A 17,371-nucleotide genomic window follows, 5' to 3' on the forward strand; every position below is an offset into this window, starting at 1 on the left:
GCCGGACCCCCTCCAGCCGCCCGCCCCGATGCCCGTCACGTCCGTGCCCGCTCCCGGTCCCGACTGGCTGGCCGAGCGCCTGTTCGACAAACGAATCGTGTCGCTGACCGGCCGACTCGACGCCGAGGCCACCAACCGCGCGGCGGCGTCGCTGGCATTGCTCGACGCCTCGGACGACGGGGAGGTCCAGCTATGGCTGCACGGCGTCGACGCCGACATCGACGCGGCCGCCACCCTCCTCGACACCCTCGACCTGATGGGCGTCCCGCTGCACGTCCACTGCCGCGGCGACGTTCGGGGAATGGCGATCGCCCTCCTCGCGCCCGCCGATCGCCGGACGTCGGCGTCGCACGCCACGTTCCACCTCCGCGAGCCGCAGACGTCCTGCGCCGGTCCGGCGTCGGACGTCGCCATCGCCGCGGAACATCACGAGCAGCAACTCCGGAGGCTGCAGCAGCGCATCGCCGACTCCTGCGGGCGTCCCGTCGACACGGTGATCGGTGACATGCGGAACCACCGGATCCTCACCGCCGACGAGGCGCGCGACTACGGGTTGATCGACGCCGTCACCGGCGCGCGCTCGGTCGACGGGGAGTAATCCGGCGGACGCACTCGTTGTCGGCTCCCGCCCACGAATTCGGGCGCAATTTCGAGTGCGCGAACCGAGGAAGGGTGCGGCTGTGCGGCTGGACGTCAACGGGCGGGCTCTTGCGCCCCGCACCTCGACGGGGGAATCATCCGAGGATGACGGTCGAACGATCGCGCATCACGGTCCACGGGGTCGTGCAGGGGGTCGGCTTCCGCCCGTTCGTCGCGCGACTGGCCGACGACCTGGGACTGCACGGCCACTGCGGCAACGACGACGTCAGCGTGTTCATCGAGATCGAGGGCAAGTCCGCGTCGGTGTCCGAGTTCGTGCGCCGGCTCCGCGCGGACGCGCCGCCGATGGCCGTGATCGTCGACGCGACCGCCCAGCCCGTTCCGGTGCGCGGGGACCAGTCGTTCCGGATCATCGACAGCCGGCACGTCCCCGGCGCGCGGACACTGGTGTCGCCGGACGTGGCGACGTGCGCGGATTGTCTTCGCGAACTGGCCGATCCGCACGATCGGCGGTACCGCCACCCGTTCGTCAACTGCACCAACTGCGGGCCGCGGTTCACGGTGATCACCGACCTGCCCTACGACCGGCCCAACACCACGATGGCCGAGTTCCCGCTGTGCGCGGCGTGCCTCGCCGAATACCGCGACCCCGCGGACCGACGGTTCCACGCCCAGCCGGTGTGCTGCCCCGACTGCGGTCCGCACCTGTTCGCCGAGATCGACCGGCACCGGATCTACGGGGACGACGCCGTCCTCACCGCGGTGCAGGGGGCGTTGCGGGACGGCCGGATCGTGGCGGTCAAGGGCCTCGGCGGGTTCCACCTCGTGTGCGATGCCGCCGACCCGACCGCCGTCGAGACTCTGCGGGCGCGCAAGCACCGCCCCGATAAACCGTTCGCGGTGATGACCGCGGACCTGTCCGTCGCCGCCGAGCTGTGCGAGATCTCCGAGCCCGAGAGCGCGCTGCTGCGACACGCGGCCCGGCCGATCCTGTTGCTGCGCAAGAAGAACACTGCGTCGATTGCCGACGGCATCGCGCCCGGGATCGACGACCTCGGGGTGATGCTCCCCTACACCCCGCTGCACCATCTCCTGTTCACCCGGACCCCCGGCAGCGACGTCGACCCACCGCGGGTGCTGGTCATGACGTCGGGCAACCTGAGCGGCGAACCCCTCTGTTTCGACAACGACGACGCCCGTACTCGATTGGCGGACATCGCCGACGTGTTCCTGATGCACGACCGCCGCATCGCGGTGCCCTGCGAGGATTCCGTCCTGGCGGTGGCGGCAGGGGCGGTACTGCCGATCCGCCGCTCGCGCGGGTTCGCACCGCTGCCGGTCGTGCTGCCTGCGCACGGCCCGGAGATCCTCGCGGTGGGCGCGGAGATCAAGAACACCTTCTGCCTGACCCGGCAGGACTACGCGTTCTGCTCGGCGCACCTCGGCGACATGGGCAGCCTGGAGAGTCAGCGCGCCTTCGAGACGTCGGTGCGGCAGTTGACGCATCTGCACGGCATCTCCCCGGAGGCCGTGGTCGCCGACCGGCACCCCGGATATTCGACGCACCACTGGGCCCGGCGCTACAGCGAGAGGACCGGCGTCCCCCTGCTCACCGTGCAGCACCACCACGCGCACGTCGCGTCGCTGATGGCCGAACACGGACTGGTCGGGACGACGGTGCTCGGTGTCGCGTTCGACGGGACCGGGTACGGCTGCGACACCACCGTGTGGGGCGGCGAACTCCTCCTGGTCGGCCCGAACATCCTCGACTCGAGGCGGGTGGGTCACGTCCAGCCCTTCTCACTGCCGGGCGGTGATGCCGCCGTCCGGAATCCGGTGCGGGTGGCGCTGGCTCTGCTGCACGAGTGCGGGATCACCGACGTCGACGGGCTGCCGTGCGTGGAGGCGGTCCCCTCGGCGGAGCGCGCGGCCGTGGAGTCCCAACTTCTGTCGGGTCTCGGTTGCGTCAGGACGACGAGCGCGGGCCGCCTGTTCGACGGCGTAGCGTCGCTGCTCGGGGTGCGGCATCGGATCACCTACGAGGCGCAGGCGGCCGTCGAACTCGAGGCCCTCGCCCGGACCGCCCCGCACCCGGCTCCCCTGGCCATGGACGTGGAGAACGACCAGCTCGAGCTGCCTCTTCTGGTGTCCGGACTGGTTGCCGGTCTCCGCGACGGGACCCCGCCCGCGGCGCTCGCACTCGGCTTCCACCATGCCCTCGCCGCCGCGACCGCCGATCTCGTCGACCGGGCCGCCACCGCGACCGGCGCGTCGACGATCGGACTCACCGGAGGAGTCTTTCAAAACCGTTTATTCCTCGCACTGGTGAGAGCACACTGGGAGAGCAGCGGTTATCGAGTCCTCACCCACCACCGGGTGCCTCCCAACGACGGAGGACTCTCCCTCGGCCAGGCGGTGATCGGTGCCGCGGCAACCATGCGCGGACCGTGACGTCGGCAGCCCCCGACCGGCCGGTCCGGGACGGGAGCTAGTGAATGACCACCACCGCAGAGGCGGGCGGGCACCTTGTCGACACCGATCTGTCTGCGGATCTCGCTGCCGCAGCATTGTCACTCGCCCGCAGATTCCATGACGGCGCCACGCTCTGGGTGATCTCACCCCAGTGGGAACCGCACGCCCATCACGTCGCCGTCGAATTCGTCCATCCCGTGATCATGGGTAAACGGGCGCTGCCGTCGGTGGCCCTCGTCGAACCCGATCCGGTGGCGCAGGCCCGGGTGGCGAGCAGGCCCGGCGACATCCTGCTGGCCGTGGCGTCGGCGAACGAGCCCGCCGTGGTCGACGCGATGCGCCGCGCACCGGCGTGGGGTGCGATGACGCTGTGGATCGGGGCGGGCGCCCGACCTCCGGCCGGTGCGGCGAACCACATCCTCTGGGTCGACTCGGACGACCCGATGGTGCCGGCCACCGGGCGGTTCGTCCTCATGTATCACCTGCTGTGGGAACTCACCCACGTCTGCTTCGAGCACTCGGGACTGCTGAAGCCCGACGCCGAGGAGTGCGACGAGACGGTCTGCGTCACGTGCAGCGACGAGGGCCGTCTCGGTGAGGTGGTGATCGAGCCGGCCGAACCGCTCGGACCCGCCCTGGTCCGCACCGCTGCGGGCGAGGAGTGGGTGGACGTCAGCGTCCTCGGCGACGTTCAGCCGAACGACCTCGTCCTGGTGCATGCGGGTGCCGCGATCACCAGACTCGACGACGCCGGGCAGGAGACGAACCGATGACGACGCACGATTCGGAAAGCACCAGCTTCCTCTACCCGTTTATCGACTCGGAGGAAACCGACGCCCAGAGCCTCCTCGACGACCTCGCCGCCTCCGCGCGGGGGAAGGCCGCCGAGAGCGCGCGCCTGCAGAAGGAGTCCCTCGACGAGTACGGCGACGGCCTGACCGCGGCCGGCATCGACATGGCCGACAGATTCCGTCGCGGCGGCCGGCTCTACACGTTCGGCAACGGCGGCAGCTCCACCGACGCCGCCACGCTCGCGTCGCTGTTCAGCCGTCCCGCCCGCGGACGGCCGGTGGCGGCGTGGTCGCTCGCCGCCGATCAGGCCGTGGTGACGGCGCTCGGCAACGACGTGGGTTTCGATCTGATCTTCAAGCGACAGATCATCGCGCACGCCCGGGACCGGGACGTCGCGATCGCACTGTCGACGTCGGGCAACTCCGACGATCTGATGACCGCGCTCACCGAGGCGAAACAGCGGGGGCTGCTGACCATCGGATTCGCCGGGCACGAGGGCGGCCGGATGGCGGCGATGGCGTCCGCCGGCGAACTCGACTTCTGCTACACCGTCCACTCGCAGAGCATCCACCGGATCCAGGAGAGCCACGCGATGCTCGGGTACCGGCTGTGGTCGGTGGCCCAGGAACACATGGCGCGGCCCGCTCCCAACTCCGTGGAGGCTTCATGAGCACCACCGAACCGACAACCTCGGCGGAACGGGAAGACCGGGTCCTCGAGCGGATCGACAAGTTCCGGCAACGCCGGCCGCGGCTGCTGGACGAGGTGGTGACCCTCGCTCACGGTGCGGGCGGGAAGTCGTCGGCGGCCCTCGTCGACGCGGTGTTCGTCGAGGCGTTCCGCAACGAGGAACTCGAGCAACTCGGTGACGCGGCCGCGCTCACCATGCCGTCGGGTGAGCGGCTCGCGTTCTCCACCGACTCGTACGTGGTTCAGCCACTGCGTTTTCCCGGCGGTTCCATCGGGCATCTCGCGGTGCACGGGACGGTGAACGATCTCGCCGTGTCCGGTGCGCGCCCGCGGTGGTTGTCGGCGGCGTTCGTCATCGAGGAGGGTTTCCCGATCGCCGAACTGCGGGAGATCGTCGCCGACATGAGCGAGGCGGCCGTCCTGTCCGGAGTGCAGATCGTCACCGGCGACACCAAGGTCGTCGGCAAGGGCGCCGCCGACGGCGTCTACATCTCCACCGCCGGTGTCGGTGTCATCCCGGAGGGCAGGCGGCTGTCGGCGGATCTCGTGCGCGCCGGCGACAAGGTGCTGTTGTCGGGAACCATCGGCGCCCACGGCATGGCGGTCATGCTCGCCCGCGGTGACCTGGCGATCGAGGCCGACATCGCCTCCGACACGGCCCCGGTGAACTCGTTGGTGGAGACGCTGCTGGACGCGGCACCGTCGACGCGGTGGATGCGAGACGCCACCCGCGGCGGCGTCGGCACCGTGTGCAACGAACTCGCTCACGCCTGCCAGCTCGCCGTGATCGTGGACGAGCAGTCCCTGCCCATCGAGCCGCAGGTGCTGGGCGCCTGCGACATGCTCGGCATCGACCCGCTGTACGTCGCGAACGAGGGGAAGTTCGTCGCGATCGTCGCGTCGGACGAGGCGGATGCGGCCGTCGCGGCGATGCGATCCCACCCGAGGGGAGCCGATGCCACCGTGGTGGGCGAGATCCTGGCCGAACCGCCGGGCATCGTCGCACTGCGAACCTCGTTCGGCGGCAGCCGGATCGTCGACATGCTCGTCGGCGACCCGCTCCCCCGAATCTGCTGAAGAACAGCCCGAGAAGGAGAACCACGATGTGTCTGGGGATACCCGGTCAGGTGGTCGACATCGTCGACGCCGAACAGCATCTGGCCAAGGTGGACGTGAACGGCGTCCAGAGAACGATCAGTGTGCGACTGCTCGCCGAAGAAGGTCTCGTCGTCGGTGACTGGGTGCTCGTGCACGTCGGTTTCGCGATGGCGAAGATCGACGAGATCGAGGCGCAGCTGACGTTGGATCAGGTGCAGAAGATGGGCGCCGACTACGTGAACGAGATCGACGCGTTCAACTCGTCCGAAATCGCGTGACTACAGCAAGAACGAGGTAACAGGGATGAAGTTCGTCGACGAATTCCGGGACCCGGCGGCGGCACGCGCCCTGGTCAAATCCATCACCGAACTGGCCCGTGGCGACGAGTTCAAATTCATGGAGGTGTGCGGCGGCCACACCCACACGATCTACCGGCACGGCATCGAGCATCTCCTGCCGGAATCGGTCGAACTGGTGCACGGACCGGGATGTCCGGTGTGCGTCATCCCCATGGGCCGCGTCGACGACGCCATGTGGCTGGCCGAACAGCCCGGCGTCATCTTCACGACGTTCGGCGACATGATGCGGGTGCCCGGATCCAAGGGCAACCTCATCGAGGCCAAGGCCCGTGGCGCGGACGTCCGCTTCGTGTATTCGCCGCTGGACGCGCTGAAGGTGGCACTCGACAATCCCGACCACCAGGTGGTGTTCTTCGCCGTCGGGTTCGAGACGACGGCACCGTCCACCGCGGTGACGTTGGTGCGCGCGCGGGCGCTGGGCGTGAAGAACTTCAGTGTGTTCTGCAACCACGTCACCATCGTTCCGCCGATCAAGGCGATCCTCGAGTCCCCCGACCTGCGGTTGTCGGGTTTCCTCGGTCCGGGCCACGTGTCCACCGTGGTGGGGCTGCGGCCGTACCGGTTCGTGTCCGAGGTATACGGCAAACCGATGGTGGTCGCGGGCTTCGAGCCACTCGACATCCTCGCGTCGGTGCACATGCTGCTCCAGCAGATCCGCGAGGGCCGCTGCGAGATCGAGAACCAGTACAAGCGCGTGGTGCGCGCGGAGGGCAACGTGCAGGCGCTGAAGCTGATGGCCGAAACGTTCGAATTACGCCCGCACTTCGAGTGGCGCGGGCTCGGGTTCATCTCTCAGAGCGCGCTCAAGGTCCACCGGAACTACGCGGAATTCGACGCCGAGGAGAAGTTCTCGATGCCGGGTGTGCGGGTGGCCGATCCGAAGGCGTGCCAGTGCGGTGAGGTTCTCAAAGGCGTCATCAAACCGTGGGAATGCAAGGTCTTCGGGACGGCCTGCACACCGGAGACGCCGATCGGCACGTGCATGGTGTCCCCCGAGGGCGCGTGTGCCGCGTACTACAACTTCGGCCGGCTCCACCGCGAGACGGCGCAATTGCTGGGTCAGCGAGGCTGACCGGTGATGCCGCGCGAACACAGGATGCCGTCCGGGCATCGAGTGTTCGCGCAGTATGCGCACGCCCCGAATGCCTTGGGCTACTGCGGCCCTCCCGGTTCGGAGCGACTGCAGGCGGTCGCGTGCGGTGCGGCGCCGGATACCGACGTGGTGGCGTTGGCGAAGCAGTTCAGCGGCGCCTGGCCGTACCAGGAGGTGATCGCCCGGCTCGCCGGAATACCGGACCCCTTGGACGAGAGAGTCGTTCGAGCCTACTGGACCTCGGACGAACTCTCCGACCGCGTCGACCGCGCCGAGTTCGGCGCGGCATTGCTCGCCCGCCTCGCGTCGCAGGCCGGCCACTACTGGAAACACCTCACCGAGGACCTGCTCGGGGAGGCGGCGCCCACCCACAACTTTCACGTGTTCGGCGTGTATCCGTGGTCGCGGCTGCTGGACACCGGAATGCCGCAGCCGCTGCAGGTTCTCGACTCGTGCCGCATCCGCTGGGGTGAGGTGGTCGGCATCGATCACGACCGGGCCGTCGTCCGGTCGCGTCGCCTGTCGTGGGACGGCACCCAGCTGTCCCTCGGGCCCGAACAGGACGACCCGGCCGACTACCGCGTGCCCGAAGGTGCTTTCGTCGCCGACCTCACCGTGGGTGACCGGGTGGCGGTGCACTGGGATTTCGTGTGCGACCGTCTCGATCCGGATCGGGTGGACCGGTTGCGCGGGCAGACGGAATGGCAACTTGCACAGACCAATCAGCGACTGCTTCGGCGAGCGACCCCGACCCCGACCTCACGGAAACGGACCGACACGAACGTTTCCCCGCTACCATGACTACAACTCACGGCCTGTGGCCGGATCGGAGCCGATATGAAGAAGATCCTGAACTCGTTGTCCGAAGAAGAGTTCGTGCTGATCCGCGAAACCAAGAAGGCGCAGATGGCCGACTTGGACGAGGACAAGCTGATCACACTGCACACCCGCATCCGCCGTGCCCGCAACAAGCACGTCAAGCTGTACCGCCAGGAAGGCGCAGTGAAGGTCGCGGACAAGGGCGCGCGCGGAGCCGGTAAAGCGGCCAACACGCGCAATGCCGACAAGGTGGAAGTCTTCGAGGCAGCACTCAGCAGGGTGAGCGGCCAATTGGCGACGGCGGCCCGCGCGAGCGCCCGCGAACTGAAAGACGAACGCCTCGCCCGCGCCCGCAGCGACTCCCCGTCCTTCAGCGAACTCGGCGACAGCAACGGCAAGGTCGGCTCGTCCGGCAAGGAACGCGCCGACGCCACCCGGAAATCATCCGGGCGCAAGAAGTTCGAAGCATCCACCATCGCCGCAGGCGCACGACGGCAAGCGAAGAAGGACAAGCGGTAAGGCCCCGTCGCCCGTCGTCAGACGCGCACCACGCGCATCCCCGCAGCTTCGAAAGACGCGGTCTCCCCGGTGTCTGCCGAGTCGTCGGTGACGATCGTGGTTCCCGGAGGGATCGGCGCCCACGCATGGAAGGGGCGCTGCCCGAGCTTCGCCGCGTGCGCGAGCACGTACACCTCATCGGCACGGGCGATCATGATCTCCTTGAGGCGCGTCTGCTCCAGCTCTGCTTCACAGATCCCCAGATCCGCGGTGACGGCGTCCGCGCCGAGAAACGCGCGATCGAACGTGACGCGTTGGAGCGTGGCCTCGGCCAACGGTCCGACGAACCCCTGACTGAGGTGGCGGAGTGTTCCGCCGATGCACTCGACCCGCACGGAGTCCGCGTCGGCCAGCGATTCGAGGGCGGTCAGACCGGCCGCGATGACGGTGATGTCGTCGATCTCGCGCAGAAACTCCCCCATCGCACCCACGGTGGTGCCGGCGTCGAGCAGGATGGTCTCGCCTGGCCGGACCTGGCTCGCGGCCCATTCCGCGATCGCCCGCTTCGCGTCGAATCCCTCGAGAGCGCGCTGGCGGAGTGACGATTCCTGCTGGGGGTCGAGCGCGATCGCGCCACCGTAGGTCCGGGCGATCAGACCCTGGGACGTGAGCTGACTCAGGTCCCGCCGGATGGTGGAGGCGGTGACACCGAACTGCGCCGACAGGTCGTCGACGCTGGCCAACCCGCTCGACCGGGCCAGTCGCACGATCTCGGATCGGCGTGCTTCCGACTCGCGAACCGCCATGTTTCGTCCCCCTACTTCACAACCGCTGTGCTGGTTGCCAATTCGGCAGCCTGACGAAGAGCTTCGACCATACTACCGGCCTCGGCAATACCCTTGCCTGCGATGTCGAAGGCGGTGCCGTGGTCGACGGACGTCCGGATGACGGGCAGTCCCACCGTGATGTTGACCCCCGCCTCGATGCCGAGGACCTTCACCGGTCCGTGCCCCTGGTCGTGGTACATCGCCACGATGAGGTCGTAGTCGCCGCGCCCCGCGAGGAAGAACGCGGTATCCGCCGGCAAGGGTCCGTGGACGTCGATACCGTCCGCCTTCAGCACCTCGACCGCGGGAATGATCTTCTGCTCCTCTTCCCCGTAGCCGAACAGCCCGTGCTCGCCGGCGTGCGGGTTGATGCCGCACACCCCGATCTTCGGCTCCGGGATACCGGAGCGCACCAGCGCGTCGTGCCCACGCCGGATCGTCCGCTCGACGAGCCCGGGTTCGATCTTCGCGACGGCGTCGAGCAGGCCGATGTGGGTGGTCACGTGGATCACCTTCAGCTTGGGCGTCGACAGCATCATGGACACCTCCTCCGTGCCGGTGAGGTGCGCGAGAAGTTCCGTGTGCCCCGGGAAGATGTGGCCGGCGGCGTGCAGCGCCTCCTTGTTGAGCGGGGCCGTGCAGATCGCCTGCACCTCCCCGCGTACCGCGAGTTCGCTGGCGACGCGGATGTACTCGTAGGCCGCGTGACCGGCGACCGAGGACAGTTCGCCCCACGGCAGGTCGTCGGGAAGGAGGTCGAGATCGATGACGTTGACGCGCCCGGGTACCGACTGCGCGTCCGCGACCGACTCGACGGTCACGATGTCGACGTCGATGCCGAGCACATTCGCCGCGAGACGAAGCCGCTTCGCGTCGCCGATGACGACCGGTGTGCACCAGGACCGGGTGGCCTCGTCCAGCAAGGCGGGAACGATCACCTCGGGGCCGATTCCGGCGCCGTCGCCCATGGTGACGGCGACGACGGGAAGGTTCGCGGTATCAGTTGACGCTGTCATGTGAGGTCCTCGCTGTGTGGGGGTGTGGGTGGGCGGCTGAGCGCCGCGCAGGTAGGCCGTGATCGCGGCGAGACTGGTCGCGTCGCCGAAGCTGCCGGGCCTCGTGACGACTCGCCGTCCGTCGGACGCCAGGGAGGCGACGGCGCCGTGGTGCACTTCGTGGACCGGCCGAAGCGACGTGATCCCCAGCGCGTCGACGACGGCGCGGGCCGTCTCACCGCCGGTGAGCACGAGGTCGGCTCGGCGGTCGTTCTGCAGGGCCGCGACCAGCCGTCCGAGCGCCGCCGACAACGCCCGGGCATTCGACGGCTCCACGTCGCCGGAGACCGTCACGACCGCAGGACCGTCGTCGAGAACGTGCCGCAGGGGTGTCGGGTCCACATCGCCGCGGAGAAGTTGCGACGCGTCGACCGGCACGTGCCGCACACCGTCGGCGACCAGCGACGCAACCTGTTGCACGGCAACGGGTTCTGCGGTCCCGACGACGATCAGGACGGATTCCGCCCGCCTGGTCGCTGTGGTGGGGACGTGTCGGAGCGGCAGCGTGCGGGCCACCGCCGCCGCGAGGGCGGAAGTCCCGACCAGTCGCACTCCGGGGATTGCCCGGCAGGCGTGGACGATCGAGTGGAGATCCTCGTCGGTCTCGACGTCGCAGATCGCGATGGCGCCGGCGGACACCGCGCGGGCGAGCGCCCGTTCGACACCGGGACCGCGGTGCACGCAATGCGTGGGACTGTCCGGAAAGAGTTCGGCTATCGACTCCGGCGGCGGCGTGGATTCCGCCGACCACACCCCGGCCCGGTGGAGCGGCGTCGCTCCGACGTGCACGACGCCGTGGCGAACGGTCCGGCCGAGCGCCGGCAGCCCTGCTGCGACGACCACCGGACCGGTGTCGGCGAGGATTCCCACCTCGGGCCCGATGTTTCCGCGGAGGAGTGAGTCGATCTTCTTCACCACGAGCGCATCGGACGGAACTCGGGCGAGCGCGTGCCGAACCGCGCGTGCCGCATCCTCCGGGCTCATCGACCGCGTATCGAGATCCGCGATGACGACTCCGCCCGGTTCATGCGTTTCGGCGGCGCCGAGAAGGAGCGATACGGGCGCACTCCGATCGAGGAACGCGCTCGCCACTTCGGCGGCACCGGACAGGTCGTCGGCGAAGACCGCGACGGTCGGATCGGATCCGATCGATTTCGGTCTCATGATGCCGCCTTCGCCCGGGAATCTGCGCGTTTCGTGCATTTCATGGTAGCAGTTTTGCGCGTTACGCGCAGACTGTTCACAGGGATGCTCCCGCGCACTGCACGATCGCCTGACCCGTGATGCTTCCGCCGTACGGTCCCAGGAGGAATCCGATCAGTCCTGCCACCTCGCCGGGGGCGATGAATCGACCGAGCGGCGGGACCCGCGGAGGCGTCGACGTGCGAGCCGGATCGTTCAGCATCGGAGTGTCCGTCGGACCGGGGGCAACCACGTTGACAGTGATCGCCCGGTCCACCAACTCCGCAGCCCAGGACCGCGACATTCCCACGAGTGCCGACTTGGTGGCGACGTACTGACTCTTGCCCGCCGCTCCGGACATCGTGCGGCTGCCGACCAGGACCACCCGGCCGCCGTTGCGCATCGACGGAGCGAGCGCATTGACGAGAACCTCCGCGGCTGCGACGTGAATCCGCCACATCTTCAGGCCATCGTCGACCTGCAGTTTCCCGAGAGGTGCTGAGGATTGCAGGCCGGCGGCGTGCACGACGGCGTCCACCGAACCGGCGGCGGCCGCGTGCTCCGAGAGTGCGTCGAGGTCGCCGAGATCGACGGCCGTCCAGGAGAATCGGTCGTCGTCGATGCCGGGGTCGCGTCGGCTGAATCCGGTGACCGACCATCCGTCGCCGAGAAGCTGCCGGGCGGTGGCGGCGCCGATGCCGGAGCTGACCCCGGTCACGACCGCACGCTTCGAGTCGCCGTGCGTCACGACCGGCCCCCGTCGGCGACCCAGGCCTGATCGAGCTCGACGTACTCGATCGCCTGCCGGAACCGGGTGAACGCGACGTGCAGGCGGCCGTCGTTCCCGGCGGTGATGCTGGGGTACGAGTACTCGCGGTTCAGCCCGTCACGAGAATTGTTGGACAGGCAGTACCCGTCGCCGATCTCGATGTCGCGGCGAACCGGCCACGTCCGGCCCCCGTCCTCGGACATCGCCAGCGTCATCGGGGCGCGGGGCGCACCCCAGAACGCGCTGCGACTGTCCCCGTCGTCGAGCGGCTCGAGCTCCGGGTCCGCCTGCTCGGGCACCCCGTCGGCGAGACCGTCGTCGTCGATCTCGTCGTACAGGGACGTCCGCCGCGCGGTGGCGTTCGCCGCGCTGGACTCGTTGAACACCAGGGCGAGACGGTCGCCCGGAAGCACGACGAACTGGATGGACGAGTTGTTGTTGGGAAGCTCGGTGGCCTCCGGCTCGGTCCAGGTATCGCCGTCGTCCGTCGAGACGCTGCGGTAGATCGAGTCCGCCCAGCGGCTGCGATAGAGGGCCACGAGGGTGCCGCCGGCGAGGCGGCCGATGTTCATGTGCACGCAGCCGACGCTGCCCGGCACAGTCACCTCGCGCCAGGAGTCGCCGTGATCGTCGGAGATCATCACGCTGCTGTAGTCGCGATCGCCCACCCACTTGCGGCCCTCGATGCGGACGCAGTGGAACACGGGGAGCAGGAGCCGCCCGGTCGGGAGTGCGACCACCGGCTGTCGCACGAACACACCCCCGGCGTCGGTCTCCGGCAGCAGCGTGTGCGCCTCGCCCCACGTTCGGCCGCCGTCGGCGGAGATGCGCCGCATGACCCGTGCGGTGTCCTGGTTGCCGGCGTGCTGGGACGTCCACAGGAGCCACACGGTTTCCGTATTCGTCACGTGGAGAACAGGATTCTGTTCCGAACGAGTCGGGTCGTCGGACAGCTGCACCGGCTCCGACCACGCGTCTGCATCCGGGGCGAGCCGGGAGAACCAGACGCTGATGTCCGGCACGCCCTCCTGGGTGCCCGCGAACCACACGCATCCGAGGGATCCGTCCGGCAGGACGGTGAGATTCGCCGCGTGGTTCTGCACCTGCGGTGCGGGAAGCAGGGCGTCGCGTCGACCCGCCTCGACGTCACGGACGACGCCGTCTGTGGATCGGGTATCGGTTGCGGGACTCGGTGTGGTCATCTGCGTCTCCAGTGCGTGGATAGGGGCGGGCGAGTTCTCGGTGCGGCGGTCACGTCACGTCTAGGCACGCAGCGCCGCGACACTGAGGTCATAGGAGTTCGTGGGGCGCAGCGCGACACCGTCGATCCGTGAGCGGCGCGCGAGAACCGCTTTCGGAACGAACGCCCACAGGCACGGGCACGTGTCCCAGATCTGGCGCTGCGCGTCCGCGAGGAGTTCGGCGCGCCGGACGGCGTCGGCCTCCTCCGAGGCCTGGGTGATGGTCCGGGTGATCTCGGGAAAGATGTACCCGTGGTAGGTATCCCGGGTCTCTTCCTTCTCCGCGGTGCCGGCGTACATGCCCTGCATGATGGTGAGGGCCAGACCGGTCGGGCTCGGGAAGCCGTTGCCCAGCACGTCCCAGTCGCCGACCTTGCCCTGCCGCCACTGCGAGATGTCGCCACCGGGTTCGAACTGCTGGAGAGTGGTTCGCACGCCGACCGCGGACAGCATCTGCAGCACCGACTCCATGATGTCGGTGTCGGCCGCGAACTCGCCTGTCTCCCAGATGATCTTCAACTCCAGATCCCGGATCCCGAGAGCGTCGAGTTCGCCGCGGGCGCGGGCGGGGTCGTAGCTGTACTCACCGGTCTCGACGGCACCGTCGAGAGTGAGGGGAATGACGCCGCGCGACTGGGTGGCGGAGCCCTGCAGAACCTGGTCGACGAGGGCGCGCCCGTCGATCGCATACGTCAGCGCCCTGCGCACCCGCGCGTCGGCCAGCGGGTGCCCCTGGGGTTTCCGGAAATTGAAGAAGAGCTGATTGAGCCGGACACCGTCGATCCGATCGATCGCCACACCCGACAGTCCGGCGAGCTGGTCGGCCGCATCCGGGGTGATGCTGTCGATCACGTCGACCTCCCCACTCCGCAACGTCACGACGCGGTTCGACTCGTCCGGAACGAAGCGGACGCGCACCGATTCGATCTGTGCCGGTGTTCCCCAGTAGTTCTCGTTGCGAACCAGGGTGTAGTTTCCGGTGCCGCGATCGCTCTCCGTCACGAGGTACGGTCCGGATCCCACCCCGGACTGCAGTTCCTCCGGCACGTTCGCGGCCGCCGGGGTGATGAGGATGTTCGACATGAGGTAGTCGAGGACCGGGACGGGTCGCTGGGTGTTCAGGGTGAAGCTGGTGTCGTCGATCTGCTCGACCGTGGGCCATTCGGGAAAGAACCCCCCGACGAAGGAGCCGTCGACCTGGCTGTACATCTGGAGGGCTGTCGCGACGTCCCGAACCTGCACCGGGGTGCCGTCCGAGTACCGGATGCCGGGACGCAGGTGCACGAACCACTGGGTGGGTGCGACGAGTTCGAACCGGTCGGCCAGCACCAGCTGGGGGCGCAGGTCCCGGTCGATCTCGGTGAGGGCCTGCCGCACTCCCCGCTGCACCGTCAGCGCGGCATCGAATTGGTTCAGCTTGTTGTCGAGGCTCACGAGCGAGCGGTTGAGGGCCAGGCTCACGGTCTTCGGTCCGGGCGTTCCGGTCGGCGTCGCACATCCCGCCGCGGATCCGAGCGTGAGGCCGGCTCCGAGCAGGAGACCCGACCTGAGCAGCGTTCTCCTCGAAAAGCGCTGTTCGAAAAGAGAATTGGTCATCATCGACCTCTCGGGACTATGGGTATGGGGCGCAGCGATCAGGCACGGCGCGAGGTGGTTGCCCACCAGGCGATGTGATCGCCGGCACATCCGAACTCTACTCAGAGTTGCTTGAGATGCGCAAGATGGCGGCAAGACTTGCGCACAACGCGCATTAGTGCGATTGTGAGCTGAGTTACAAATGAAGCTGCTGTACCCGACACGCCGCGGTGTCGACACCTCCATCGCCGGCGTTATCGAAAGGTCGACGATGACCCCTCACGCAGACACCGAACGGCCGGTGACCTCATGACGCAGCACGCCGCCGACACGGCATTTGCAGCCCAGCCCACCGGCTCGGCATCACCGGCTCCCCGCCGGACCCCGACCTCCCGTGTCCCGAGGGTGCTGACGGCGGCCATGCCCCGCTACGTCGCAAAACGGCTCGCACAGAGCGCGCTGGCCGTCTTCCTGACACTGACCACCGTGTTCGTCCTCATCCGGATGGCGCCCGGCGATCCCGCCTACTCGATGGCCGGACCGCTGGCCAGCACCGAGGACCTCGCCCGCATCAGGGCGGACATGGGTCTCGACCAGTCCGTGTTCACCCAGTACCTGCTGTATCTCCGCGGCCTTCTCCACCTCGATCTCGGCACCTCGTATTCGTTCCAGGCACCCGCCTTCGACGTCGTCCTCGCTCGGCTGCCGTACACGATCACCCTGTCCGTCGCGGCGATCGTGCTCACCACACTGGTGGCCATCCCGCTCGGAGTGTGGATGGCGCGCCGCGCCGACACGAGGCGCGAACTCGGCGCCAACGTCGTCACGATCGCCGGTCAGTCCATGCCCGACTTCTGGACCGGACTGATGCTCATCACCGTGTTCGCGGTGCTGATCCCGATTTTTCCCGCGGCCGGATTCACCACCTGGTCCAGCCTGGTGCTGCCCACCGTGACCGTGGCCGTGCTGCAGATCGCCCTGATCTCCCGCATGGTCCGCCGCGAGATGGTCGGCGCGTTCGCCTCGCCGTACATGACCGTGGCCCGGTCGCGGGGCGTCCCGGAGCGCGAACTCATCTGGCGGTACGCCCTGCGGAATTCCGCGATCCCGGTGCTGACCGCTCTCGGTACCCGGTTCGCCTCGATGCTCAACGGCGTCGTCGTGGTCGAGGTCGTCTTCGCGTGGCCCGGCGTGGGATCGCTGGTCGTGCGTGCACTCGAGACGAGGGACTACCCCCTCATCCAGGCCACCGTCCTGGTGACCGCGGTTCTCGCCGTCCTCGTCCAGCTCCTCGTCGACCTCTGCTATCCGCTCCTCGACCCGCGCGTCCGACTCGGAAAGGGAACGACGAAATGACCACCGTCATCGATCCCCCGGCGCAGGAGCGGCCGAGCGCCGTGACCACCCGGGACATCGCCCGGGCCGGTGCCACCCGGCGCGCCCGCGACAGCCGCGTGAAGATCTGGGTGGGCACCGTCTGCGCCCTCGCCGTCATCATGCCCGTCGCACTGGCGCAACTGCTTCCTCTGCCCTCTCCGGACGCCACCGACCTCGCCCAGCGGCGCCTGCCACCGCTGACGGACGGTCACCTCTTCGGGACCGACCAACTCGGCCGGGACCTCCTGTCCCGCGTCCTCTACGGCGGACAGGTGTCGCTGACGATCGGAATTCTCGCGGTCGTCGTCTCCGGACTGATCGGCCTGTGCCTCGGCGCACTCGCCGGCTACCTCGGCGGCTGGACGGACACGGTCGTGAGCAGGCTGCTCGAGGCCCAGCTGTCGCTGCCGCTCCTCATGATGCTGCTGCTCGTCGTCGCCCTGTTCGGCCCGTCGATCCCGGTCATCACGTTCGTCATCGCGATCGCCCAGTGGCCGGAGATCGCCCGGCTGACCCGCTCACTCGTCCTCGTCGAACGCGAGAAGCCGTACGTGGCGGCCTCCCGGGTACTCGGACTCGGACGCACCGCCATCCTGTTGCGCCACGTGATCCCCAACATCATCAAGCAGGCATCCCTCGTCGTCCTGCTGCTGCTCGCGCAGGCCGTCCTCCTCGAGAGCGCACTGAGCTACCTCGGCGCAGGACCGCAACGCCCATTCGCCACCTGGGGCCGGATCATCTCCGACGGCCAGGACTACATCACCACCTCGTGGTGGCTCGTAACCCTCCCCGGCCTCGTCATCGTGCTGCTCGTGATCGGCGTGAACCTGCTCGGCGACGGGCTCCGCGACCGCCCGGCACGGTCGCCCGGGAAGCGCCGCGGGCTCCTGCACCGATTCTCGTTGCGGAAGGAAGAGGTCTGAC

General features: G+C 68.6%; 16 protein-coding genes. 11 read left to right on the forward strand and 5 right to left on the reverse strand.

Going from position 1 to position 17,371, the window contains the following annotated elements:
• Positions 1–28 precede the first annotated feature (28 nt).
• The 9 genes from G9373_RS09885 to G9373_RS09925 all read left to right on the forward strand — a co-directional run bounded on the left by G9373_RS09885 (position 29) and on the right by G9373_RS09925 (position 8,442).
• On the forward strand, positions 29–598 hold the full coding sequence (locus G9373_RS09885) for an ATP-dependent Clp protease proteolytic subunit (protein WP_005566585.1): 570 nt from the start codon (positions 29–31) through the stop codon (positions 596–598).
• 146 nt (positions 599–744) lie between these two features.
• Positions 745–3,051, forward strand: coding sequence for a carbamoyltransferase HypF (gene hypF, locus G9373_RS09890; RefSeq protein WP_120659749.1), 2,307 nt, complete (start codon positions 745–747; stop codon positions 3,049–3,051).
• Positions 3,052–3,095: 44 nt separating this feature from the next.
• Entirely contained in the window at positions 3,096–3,845 is a 750-nt protein-coding gene (locus G9373_RS09895) for a HypC/HybG/HupF family hydrogenase formation chaperone (RefSeq protein ID WP_133986062.1), read from the forward strand.
• Positions 3,842–4,534 (forward strand): SIS domain-containing protein, encoded by a 693-nt coding sequence (locus G9373_RS09900; RefSeq protein ID WP_120659751.1) that lies wholly within the window; start codon positions 3,842–3,844, stop codon positions 4,532–4,534. Before G9373_RS09895 ends, G9373_RS09900 begins: the two co-directional genes overlap by 4 nt.
• Entirely contained in the window at positions 4,531–5,631 is a 1,101-nt protein-coding gene (hypE, locus tag G9373_RS09905; protein WP_005566578.1) for a hydrogenase expression/formation protein HypE, read from the forward strand. Before G9373_RS09900 ends, hypE begins: the two co-directional genes overlap by 4 nt.
• A 26-nt stretch (positions 5,632–5,657) precedes the next feature.
• Entirely contained in the window at positions 5,658–5,930 is a 273-nt protein-coding gene (gene hypC, locus G9373_RS09910) for a HypC/HybG/HupF family hydrogenase formation chaperone (RefSeq protein ID WP_005244643.1), read from the forward strand.
• A 25-nt stretch (positions 5,931–5,955) separates the two neighbouring features.
• Entirely contained in the window at positions 5,956–7,083 is a 1,128-nt protein-coding gene (gene hypD / locus G9373_RS09915) for a hydrogenase formation protein HypD (protein WP_005258643.1), read from the forward strand.
• Positions 7,084–7,107: 24 nt separating this feature from the next.
• A complete protein-coding gene (locus G9373_RS09920) occupies positions 7,108–7,905 on the forward strand; it encodes a DUF6390 family protein (protein WP_043789823.1) in 798 nt (265 codons plus the stop codon).
• 36 nt (positions 7,906–7,941) lie between these two features.
• A complete protein-coding gene (locus G9373_RS09925; protein WP_005566573.1) occupies positions 7,942–8,442 on the forward strand; it encodes a hypothetical protein in 501 nt (166 codons plus the stop codon).
• A gap of 17 nt (positions 8,443–8,459) precedes the next feature.
• Here G9373_RS09925 and G9373_RS09930 read toward each other — a convergent pair whose 3' ends face one another.
• From G9373_RS09930 to G9373_RS09950, 5 genes are all read right to left on the reverse strand, one after another.
• Positions 8,460–9,227, reverse strand: coding sequence for a DeoR/GlpR family DNA-binding transcription regulator (locus G9373_RS09930; protein WP_005244647.1), 768 nt, complete (start codon positions 9,225–9,227; stop codon positions 8,460–8,462).
• An 11-nt stretch (positions 9,228–9,238) separates the two neighbouring features.
• The gene (pdxA, locus tag G9373_RS09935; RefSeq protein ID WP_133986061.1) at positions 9,239–11,467 is read right to left on the reverse strand and encodes a 4-hydroxythreonine-4-phosphate dehydrogenase PdxA; all 2,229 of its coding nucleotides are present in this window, start codon (positions 11,465–11,467) and stop codon (positions 9,239–9,241) included.
• Between the two features lie 76 nt (positions 11,468–11,543).
• Positions 11,544–12,203, reverse strand: coding sequence for an SDR family oxidoreductase (locus G9373_RS09940; protein WP_240482721.1), 660 nt, complete (start codon positions 12,201–12,203; stop codon positions 11,544–11,546).
• Between the two features lie 26 nt (positions 12,204–12,229).
• Complete coding sequence (locus tag G9373_RS09945; protein ID WP_005566567.1) at positions 12,230–13,456, reverse strand: exo-alpha-sialidase; 1,227 nt, start codon at positions 13,454–13,456, stop codon at positions 12,230–12,232.
• 60 nt (positions 13,457–13,516) lie between these two features.
• Positions 13,517–15,091, reverse strand: a complete 1,575-nt coding sequence (locus G9373_RS09950) for an ABC transporter substrate-binding protein (protein ID WP_043789819.1) — start codon at positions 15,089–15,091, stop codon at positions 13,517–13,519.
• A 399-nt stretch (positions 15,092–15,490) separates the two neighbouring features.
• Between G9373_RS09950 and G9373_RS09955 the strand changes: the two genes are divergently transcribed.
• Both G9373_RS09955 and G9373_RS09960 read left to right on the forward strand, forming a co-directional pair.
• Positions 15,491–16,426, forward strand: coding sequence for an ABC transporter permease (locus tag G9373_RS09955; protein WP_005565470.1), 936 nt, complete (start codon positions 15,491–15,493; stop codon positions 16,424–16,426).
• Complete coding sequence (locus G9373_RS09960) at positions 16,423–17,370, forward strand: ABC transporter permease (protein WP_005244653.1); 948 nt, start codon at positions 16,423–16,425, stop codon at positions 17,368–17,370. The genes G9373_RS09955 and G9373_RS09960 overlap by 4 nt, the downstream gene beginning before the upstream one ends.
• The last annotated feature ends 1 nt before the right edge of the window (position 17,371 follow it).

This window comes from Rhodococcus sp. A14 (assembly GCF_011603105.1).
Classification (GTDB): domain Bacteria; phylum Actinomycetota; class Actinomycetes; order Mycobacteriales; family Mycobacteriaceae; genus Rhodococcus_F; species Rhodococcus_F opacus.